Origin of the sequence: Mesorhizobium metallidurans STM 2683 (genome assembly GCF_000350085.1) — a bacterium.
In the GTDB taxonomy this organism is placed as follows: Bacteria; Pseudomonadota; Alphaproteobacteria; order Rhizobiales; family Rhizobiaceae; genus Mesorhizobium; species Mesorhizobium metallidurans.
In genome coordinates this window covers 129,781-136,937 of the sequence record NZ_CAUM01000149.1, presented here as the reverse complement: position 1 = coordinate 136,937, position 7,157 = coordinate 129,781, and the positions used below count along the sequence as shown (strand labels likewise).

Annotated in this window: 6 protein-coding genes; all 6 read right to left on the bottom strand. The window is 61.9% G+C overall.

Going from position 1 to position 7,157, the window contains the following annotated elements; translation table 11 throughout:
- Nucleotides 1-28: 28 nt before the first annotated feature.
- Entirely contained in the window at nucleotides 29-1,939 is a 1,911-nt protein-coding gene (locus MESS2_RS26840) for an AAA family ATPase (RefSeq protein ID WP_040594123.1), read from the bottom strand.
- A 2-nt stretch (nucleotides 1,940-1,941) separates the two neighbouring features.
- Entirely contained in the window at nucleotides 1,942-2,733 is a 792-nt protein-coding gene (locus MESS2_RS26835) for a Fic family protein (RefSeq protein WP_008877731.1), read from the bottom strand.
- A gap of 48 nt (nucleotides 2,734-2,781) precedes the next feature.
- A complete protein-coding gene (locus MESS2_RS26830; RefSeq protein WP_008877730.1) occupies nucleotides 2,782-3,927 on the bottom strand; it encodes a hypothetical protein in 1,146 nt (381 codons plus the stop codon).
- Between the two features lie 35 nt (nucleotides 3,928-3,962).
- Complete coding sequence (locus MESS2_RS26825) at nucleotides 3,963-5,051, bottom strand: hypothetical protein (RefSeq protein WP_008877729.1); 1,089 nt, start codon at nucleotides 5,049-5,051, stop codon at nucleotides 3,963-3,965.
- A 311-nt stretch (nucleotides 5,052-5,362) separates the two neighbouring features.
- Nucleotides 5,363-5,752: a c-type cytochrome gene (locus MESS2_RS26820; protein ID WP_008877728.1), complete on the bottom strand. Its 390-nt coding sequence runs from the start codon at nucleotides 5,750-5,752 to the stop codon at nucleotides 5,363-5,365.
- Between the two features lie 168 nt (nucleotides 5,753-5,920).
- Entirely contained in the window at nucleotides 5,921-7,132 is a 1,212-nt protein-coding gene (locus tag MESS2_RS26815) for a glycosyltransferase family 4 protein (RefSeq protein ID WP_008877727.1), read from the bottom strand.
- Nucleotides 7,133-7,157: the final 25 nt, after the last annotated feature.

Here is a 7,157-nt window from a genome sequence, read left to right as displayed (position 1 = left end):
AAAGGGGAGAAGGGAAGGCTGGCGCGGCTCACGCATTCCAACTCCCCTTCTTCTTCATCTCCTCGATTTCGCGCAGCGCGCGGTCGCGCAGGCGGGTGTCGCGGATCATCTTGGTTACCGCCGCGTCGTCGGATTTGTCGGAATAGCGGAACTCGCTATCGGCGTAGCGGTTGATCTCCTGCATGACCATGTCCATCGAGAACGGCCCGCGCAGATCCTCGATCATCGCTTTCTTGTCGTCATAGCCCTTGTGCATGAAGGCTTCCGGCTTTTCGAACCACTCGTCCGGCAGTTCGATGTCCATGGCACGCATCTTGATCGCATCGGTGACGTTCTTGATGGCGCGGCCGGTGAAACGCGGCTCGGCGTCCTTGATCATGTGCAGGTAGGTGCCAATATCGGCCATCGACTTCGGCGCGCCATTCTCCTTCATGTAGCGCTCATAGACCTTCATCAAGCCGTCTTCCCTGGGCTTCTCGTGCTCCTCATAGGCTTCCATTACCGCGCGCTGGATCTCCTGGGCGGCATAGAGCTTGTGGTCGCCGAGCGGGATCTTGTGGTTTTTGCCGGCGAGCAGGACGAAGATGTCGATGTAATCGTCGCGGCTCTGTGGACCGTCGACCAACCAGCGGGCGCCGGCGCGCTGGCGCAGAGCGTCGTCGACATTTTCGGGATAGTTGGAGAACATGCCGAAGGAGCAGTTGCCGCGCACGACCGTCGACGCACCGGCAAAGGCGTCCATCAGGACGCCGGTGATTTCCTGCTGGCCGGCGGAGGCGCGGTCGTCGGAGCGGCGCGCCGCCACCTGGTCGATGTCGTCGACGGTGCCGAAACCGATGACGCGCGGGTTGAGCACATTGTTGATGAACTGGCGGCAATTCTGGCCGGACTTGCCCTGGTAGGAGGAGATCTGGTCGACGCCGAAATTCTGGTAGGCAAAGGGATAGCCGGCGACCTGGCAGTAACCGCTGACGAGGCCGGCGATCATCTGGATCAGCGTCGTCTTGCCGGTGCCTGGCGCGCCGTCGCCGATGAAGGTGAAGAGGAAGCCGCCAAGCTCGACGAAGGGGTTCAGTTCGCGCTCGAAATCATAGGCCATCAGCATCTTGGCGAGCTTGACCGACTGGTATTTGGCGATGTGGTTGCCGACGACCTCTTCCGGCTTCTTGAAGGTCATCACCAGCGGTTTCGAGCGCTTGCCAGGCGCGACGTCGAAACCATCGAGGGTGAAATCATCGACATCGATGCGGATATGCGCGTTTTCGAACGGACCAATGCCGTCGAAGCGGCCTTTTCGCGCCAAAAGCCCGTCGATAGCGACGCGGGCAAAGGCACGCGCGCGCGTCATCAGGTCGGCGTCGTCCTTCGCGCCCGCAATCGCCCTGTCGAGGCCGGCCAGGATCGACTTCACCGCGTCCTGCGGCGTGTCGAACAGGAAGTCCGGTTCGGGCGTGTCGTTGGGCGCCTCGCCGTCGCTGTCGATGAGCTGGAACAGATAGGAAGCGAGGCTGAAGGCGGAAATGTAGGCCGAGGCCGACAGAAGTCTCTTGAAGGTGGCGGCTTCGTCGCCTTCGAGCGGGGCGCGGGCGTTTTTCGCCTGCAGGCTTTCGAGGTCGGAACCTTCGGCGAAAACGTCCGATATGGCCAGCGCCATGGCCGTGCCGCGCCGGGCGCGAAACAACAGCGTATGCTGCGCAATGCTCAGCAACTGGTCATCGGGATGGACGGCGGCGACGGTCTTCGACAGCTCGACCACGCGCGTGCGCCGCACCGAGCCGACCGAGACGGTCGAGACGAAACGGCGGTTGGTGCCGGCCAGCGCGGTGCCGGATTCGCGCGCCGGGTCTTCAAGCACGACGATGCGGGTGATGAAGCTCTGCGCGGTGGCGCGGTGCTTTTCGATTGCCGCTTCCGAGATCGTGGTCAAGCCGGTGTCCATGATCATCTCCTCATCGGAATTATTCTAGTCGCGTCGGCAGACGAATCCCGAGCTTGGCGAGCGGCATCGAGATACAAGTCCAGCGTCTGCTCCAGCCTTTCGAAAAGCAGATTGTCAAAGGCGGCATGGCCGCCACCGCGCTGATCGATCTCAAGCGCGGCAATGTAGGCCGGGCGATCTTCGGGGCGGATCGCCACTGGCGGATAGCCCGCGCGCGCAAGCACAAGATTCATCAAAAGACGGGCTGTACGGCCGTTCCCGTCGTTGAAAGGATGAATGCCGACAAATCGCCTGTGGGCCTCGAATGCCGTTTGCGGCGTATTGCGTGCCGCGCCCAACCATTGGCTGAAAGTTTGCATGAGCGCGGGAACTTCCGTCGGCGCTGGGAAATTGTGCACACCCACATCGGTGTTCACGTAGCGGGCTCTGTCGGCGTAGCGACCAGCGATCTCGGATTTGGAATTCGCTACAACCAGATGATGCAGGTTACGAATGTCCATCTCGATTATCGGTGCGTCGCGTTGTGAGGCGATTTCCAGTACCCAGTTCAATGCCCGAGCATGGTCGACGGCTTCAAGGTGATCCTTGAGAGGCTTGCCGCTGATCGTGATGCCTTTCTCCAGAACCAGGGCCGTCTCGCCCGCGGTCAGCGTGTTGCCTTCGATCGCGTTCGACGTGTAGGTGATGTCGATCCGCTGGCTGTGTTCCAAGCCGTCCAAGGCACCAGGTCGAACTTTCTTCCTGAGAGCGTCAAGCTCACGCTTCTTGGCGAAAACCTTGCCTGCAGGCGTCATTGTCCGCCCCTTGGCTGTACATGTCGTTTCCCTGGGTGAGCGAGGCTCTCACACATCGCTGATGACCTGTCCGTTCGACAGGATGTGGACGTTGTAACCGGAAAAAATCTTCTGCGCCTCGCCGGCGGCGTAGAGCGCCTGATAGGCCTCGTGCGGGATTAGCGCATGGTTCTCATAGCTCGACACGCCTTGGCGCGCGGCCTCCAGGTCGTCGGTGTTGATGAAGAATTCCTGCGTCGTCTTCTCGCTCGAAAACAGGCCCTTGCGGCCGGGTTTCTCGGCTTTCGAATAGACTTCCTGGATGGTCCAGGTCAAAAGCCAGGCGTTTTCCGGCTTGCGTACCTTGGCCAGCACTTCGATGACCGTCGAATTGTTGTCGGTGATTCCCGCCGAATAGAAGGGGCCGAGCACGACGCGGCGCAATTGCTTGGGGTGGAGCGGCTCGAAATCCTTGTCGAGGTTGACGGCGATGGTCGCCGGCGACAGCGTATAGGCCGAGTTCCTTTCGGTGAAGTCGTCGAAGCGGCGGGCAAGCTCGGGGTTGAGCAGGCCGTCGACCGGCAGCGGGATGTCCACCTTGTCGTTGAGCTTGCCATTGTCGTCGACGAGTTGGCGGATCATGGTCTCCGAGGAATCCTCCACCGTCACCATATAGACCAGCGGCAGGTTGGCGCTGCCGTCGAAGGCAGCCCAATGGACGAGATAGTAAGGCCGCCCCGTCTTCGGATTGACCGAGACCTTTGCCGTCTGCGCCAGCGTGAACGGGCCGAAGGTGGTCTCGCTTTTCACGTCCTCGAGGTAGAGTCGCTCGGCCATCGATTTCTGCAGCGCTGCGGGGAACTCCTTGTGGCGCAGGATGAAGTCGGCCATTTCCTCGCGCAGCTCGCCGGTCAGCGGGATGTTGGCGAGCCGCGCATCGGCCTGGCGACGGTCGTTCTCCAGTTCGAGCAGGTTCTGAAAAACCGGAAAGCCGCTTTCGGCGCGTGAAATGCGGAACGTGTCCATGAAGCCCAGCCGGTTGCGCCAGCAGGAAAAGGACTTGTCGAGCCGCGCAATGTATTCGGCGACGATCTTGGCGACGATGCCGTGCCGGTAGAGCGGCGAGCGGTCGTCGCGCATGAACGCTTCGAGGCCGCTGAGCGCCGCCGTGATCGCCGAGAAATAGCGCGCCGCCGCTTCGTTTTCGGGGGTCATGCAGCCAGCCTTAGAGTGCCATGCGCGTGCAGCAATTACGACTGCACGTAGTTGGCAGAGTTGTGCTTCTTCATCACGTCGTCGAAGCGGCGGGCGAAGGCGTCGTCGGCCAACTTCTTGCGGCGCTGGATGTCGGCGGTGGCCACCATGTTCTTCTCGTGCATTTCGAGGAGATCGCCAATGTGCTTCTGCGAGGCCGCACCGATGCCGGCCATGGTCTCTTCGGCGGTGTTGTCGACCTGGCTGCCCAGCGTGTTGATCTTGTGGGCGACGTCCTGCTGGGCGGCCGTCTTCAGCGAATCTTCCAGCGCCTTGTAGAGCACGATGCGCTGCTCGGTATCGATGGTCAGCTTGTTGATCAGGGTCGACTGCGCCGCGATCTGGTTGTTGAGCGAATCGACGAAGGTCTGGAACATCGAGGTGTAGCGTTCCAGAGTCTGGCTTTCGGCCAACAGCTCCTGCTCCTTGGCCTGCTTCTCATTGTATTCCGTGGCCATTTTCGAGCGCTCGCCTTCAAGCTGCGTGCGCTCCTTCTGGCTGGTCGAGGCGGCGATCCTGTTCTCGATGTCGAGCAGCATCGGGTTGAACTCCTCGATGCGTTTCTGGACGGCTTCGAGATTGGACATGGTGGTCTTGCGGCGCTCGATCACCTGCGCGAGGCTGGTCTCGGAGGTCTTGTAGCGCTGCTCGAGAACGTCCTTCTGCGCCTTGAGGATACCGACGATGGTGTCGGATTTCGCCAACAGTTCCTGCAGATTGCCGGCCAGCGACATGTTGCGGACACGGTCGGTGCGCATGCGCTGCTTGCGCTGGCTGGAGAACATGCCGACGAAGTTCTCCCAGCCGGTGTAGTTCTTCATGCTCTCGAATTCGGCGCCGAAGACGTTGGTGGCGTCCTCCAGCCCGATGATCAGGTCGGCGATGTTGCCTTCCATCACCTTCTGCTGTTTCAGCACGTCCTCGATGCGGGCATTCTCGATATCGAAATCGGCGTCGCCGATCTTCTTGTCGGCCTTGGCGAGCGTGTCGAGCACGGTGCCGGATTGCTCGATCTTGGTGCGCATGTCCTGCACGACCTGCTTGGTCTTGGCAATTTCGGCATCGAAATTCTGCAATGTCGCCATGGAGGCCTCCCCGCTTCGGCATCAGGTCGCTGAGTGCTAACAGCGGCGAATATATGTGGGGCTTCCAAGGATTGAAAGGTCGAACACAGGACGCGGCGCGAAAACAAAAAACCCGCACTTGCCTTGAATGAGAGGATCACTGCACCAATACTGGGCCGCCTGGTGCCTTTCATTTGCCAAGGACGTCTGTTCGGCCGGAGCGACAATGAAGCACGCAATTTCCGCCTCCACCCCTTCCTTCAAATTCGCAAAACTATGAAGGAACTCCGCTCATGGCGGTGGCAAAGCCGGGCGGCCCGAACGGAAAAGGCTCAAGGCTTGGGGTCGGCTTTGAGATAGGCAATGACATTGGCGATGTCGTCGTCGCTGGTCAGGCCGGTGAAGCCCATCTTGTTGCCGGGGACCTTTTGCCGGGGCGCACGCAGATATTCGGCAAGATTCGCCTCGTCCCAGACCAGGCCTGCGGCGCCCGCATCCTTCATCGCCTGCGAATACCGGCTGAGGAAGCTCTCCGCCGTGCCGGCGGTGCGGCCAACGACGCCCATCAGATGCGGACCGACCTTGTCGCGATCGGTCGCCGCCTCGTGGCAGGCGAGGCATCGGTTGAAGACCTTCTTGCCGAGGACGGCGTCGCCGTCGGCATGTGCGGCAAGGACGCCGGCAAGGAGAAAGACACCGGCGGACGAAATGGCTCGAAACATTGCTGATCCCGACAAGTTCCGGCTTTTTTGCATGTCGTTGCCCCAAAACCGCTGCACACCCTTGGGTCAAGCCCGAAGGCATGCTTTTGGGCGACATGCATCCAAGCCCTAAAATAGGCGCGAGGCCCTAACAAACGCCGCATGATGGCGGGATTGCGGAAGACATGCTCAACCCGGCCGGCGCACTGCCAGATTTTCTACGGCCTGCAGGATCGTCCGTTCGATCGCCGCCAGCGAATGCCTGTCGCGCACGAAAGTCCGGCCGGCGTCGGCCATCGCGGCTGCTCGCTGTGGCTCCGCGGCGAGTGCCGTGATCTTCGCGGCCAGCTCGCCGGCGTCGCGGCCGGACAGGAAATGCGTGCCGGCTTCGAGGCCGAGGCCCTCGACAGCCTTTTCCGTTGCGCAGACGACCAGTCCCGCGGCCATCGCTTCCAGCGCCTTGATGCGGGTTCCGCCGCCGAACCTGAGCGGGATCGGCGCATAACCGGCACGGCCAAGCAGGTCCGGTACGTGCGGCGGGTTTTCGACAAGTTGCAGCCCGTGCGCTGCGCAGACATGGCGCACGATGTCGCGCGGATTCTTGCCGGCGACGGTGATCGACCAGGGCTGACCGGACGCCGCCAGGCATGGCGCCATCTTGCGGCCGATCTGCTTGACCGCGTCGATGTTGGGGAAATAGCCGAGATGGCCGATGAAGCAGAGACGGAGCTTTTCGTAGCGCCGGGCATCAATCGGCAGGGAAAGCACGGTTTCGTCGGGGATGGGATTGGCGATCACCTTGATGTCGATCGTCTTGCCGGGCGCCGTGATGCTGCCTGCCAGCCCCAGCGCCAGCAGCATCGCCCGGTCGGCTTCCGAACAGACCCAGACCTGGTCAGCTGTCTCGGCGGCGAAGATATCCGCTTCGCGCGCCTGGGCGATCTTGCGCCGGTGCTCGCGAAAGCGCCACCAGCGCTGCCACAGGGACAGCGATCCGATGCGATCCGCCACCGTGCGTGAATCGACATTGTGCAGGTCGATGACGGTCTGTCCGCGATGCTCATGCGCCAGCGCCAGCAATTGCGAAAGCGCGATGTCTTCGATTACCACGAGGTCGGGCGCGAACGCTCTCCAGATCGAGGCTGCTTCGGCCAATTCATCGGCCGGGATCACATGCACGGTCGGGTGCGGGCTGCGACTGTGCCAGGGGCCGCGGCCACGGGCCGCCTCGACGATCCGATGCCGGATGTTCGGCGGCGTCGCCGGCGCGGGCGCGCCGGTGAAGCTCACGGTCAGAACCTCGCCCAGCCCGGCAAGCGCCCGCGCATTGGCGGCATTCCTGATCTCGCCGCCGGATACCGGCGGAAACGGACAATCGACCGTGAATTGCAGAATTTTCATATCGCCCCCGCGCGCATCGTAATCG

Excerpts from the sequence above, each read along its gene's own strand:
- MESS2_RS26815 (WP_008877727.1), bottom strand. The coding sequence starts at position 7,132 with ATGAAAATTCTGCAATTCACGGTCGATTGTCCGTTTCCGCCGGTATCC.
- MESS2_RS26825 (WP_008877729.1), bottom strand. The coding sequence starts at position 5,051 with ATGGCGACATTGCAGAATTTCGATGCCGAAATTGCCAAGACCAAGCAG.
- MESS2_RS26835 (WP_008877731.1), bottom strand. The coding sequence starts at position 2,733 with ATGACGCCTGCAGGCAAGGTTTTCGCCAAGAAGCGTGAGCTTGACGCT.
- MESS2_RS26820 (WP_008877728.1), bottom strand. The coding sequence starts at position 5,752 with ATGTTTCGAGCCATTTCGTCCGCCGGTGTCTTTCTCCTTGCCGGCGTC.
- MESS2_RS26840 (WP_040594123.1), bottom strand. The coding sequence starts at position 1,939 with ATGGACACCGGCTTGACCACGATCTCGGAAGCGGCAATCGAAAAGCAC.
- MESS2_RS26830 (WP_008877730.1), bottom strand. The coding sequence starts at position 3,927 with ATGACCCCCGAAAACGAAGCGGCGGCGCGCTATTTCTCGGCGATCACG.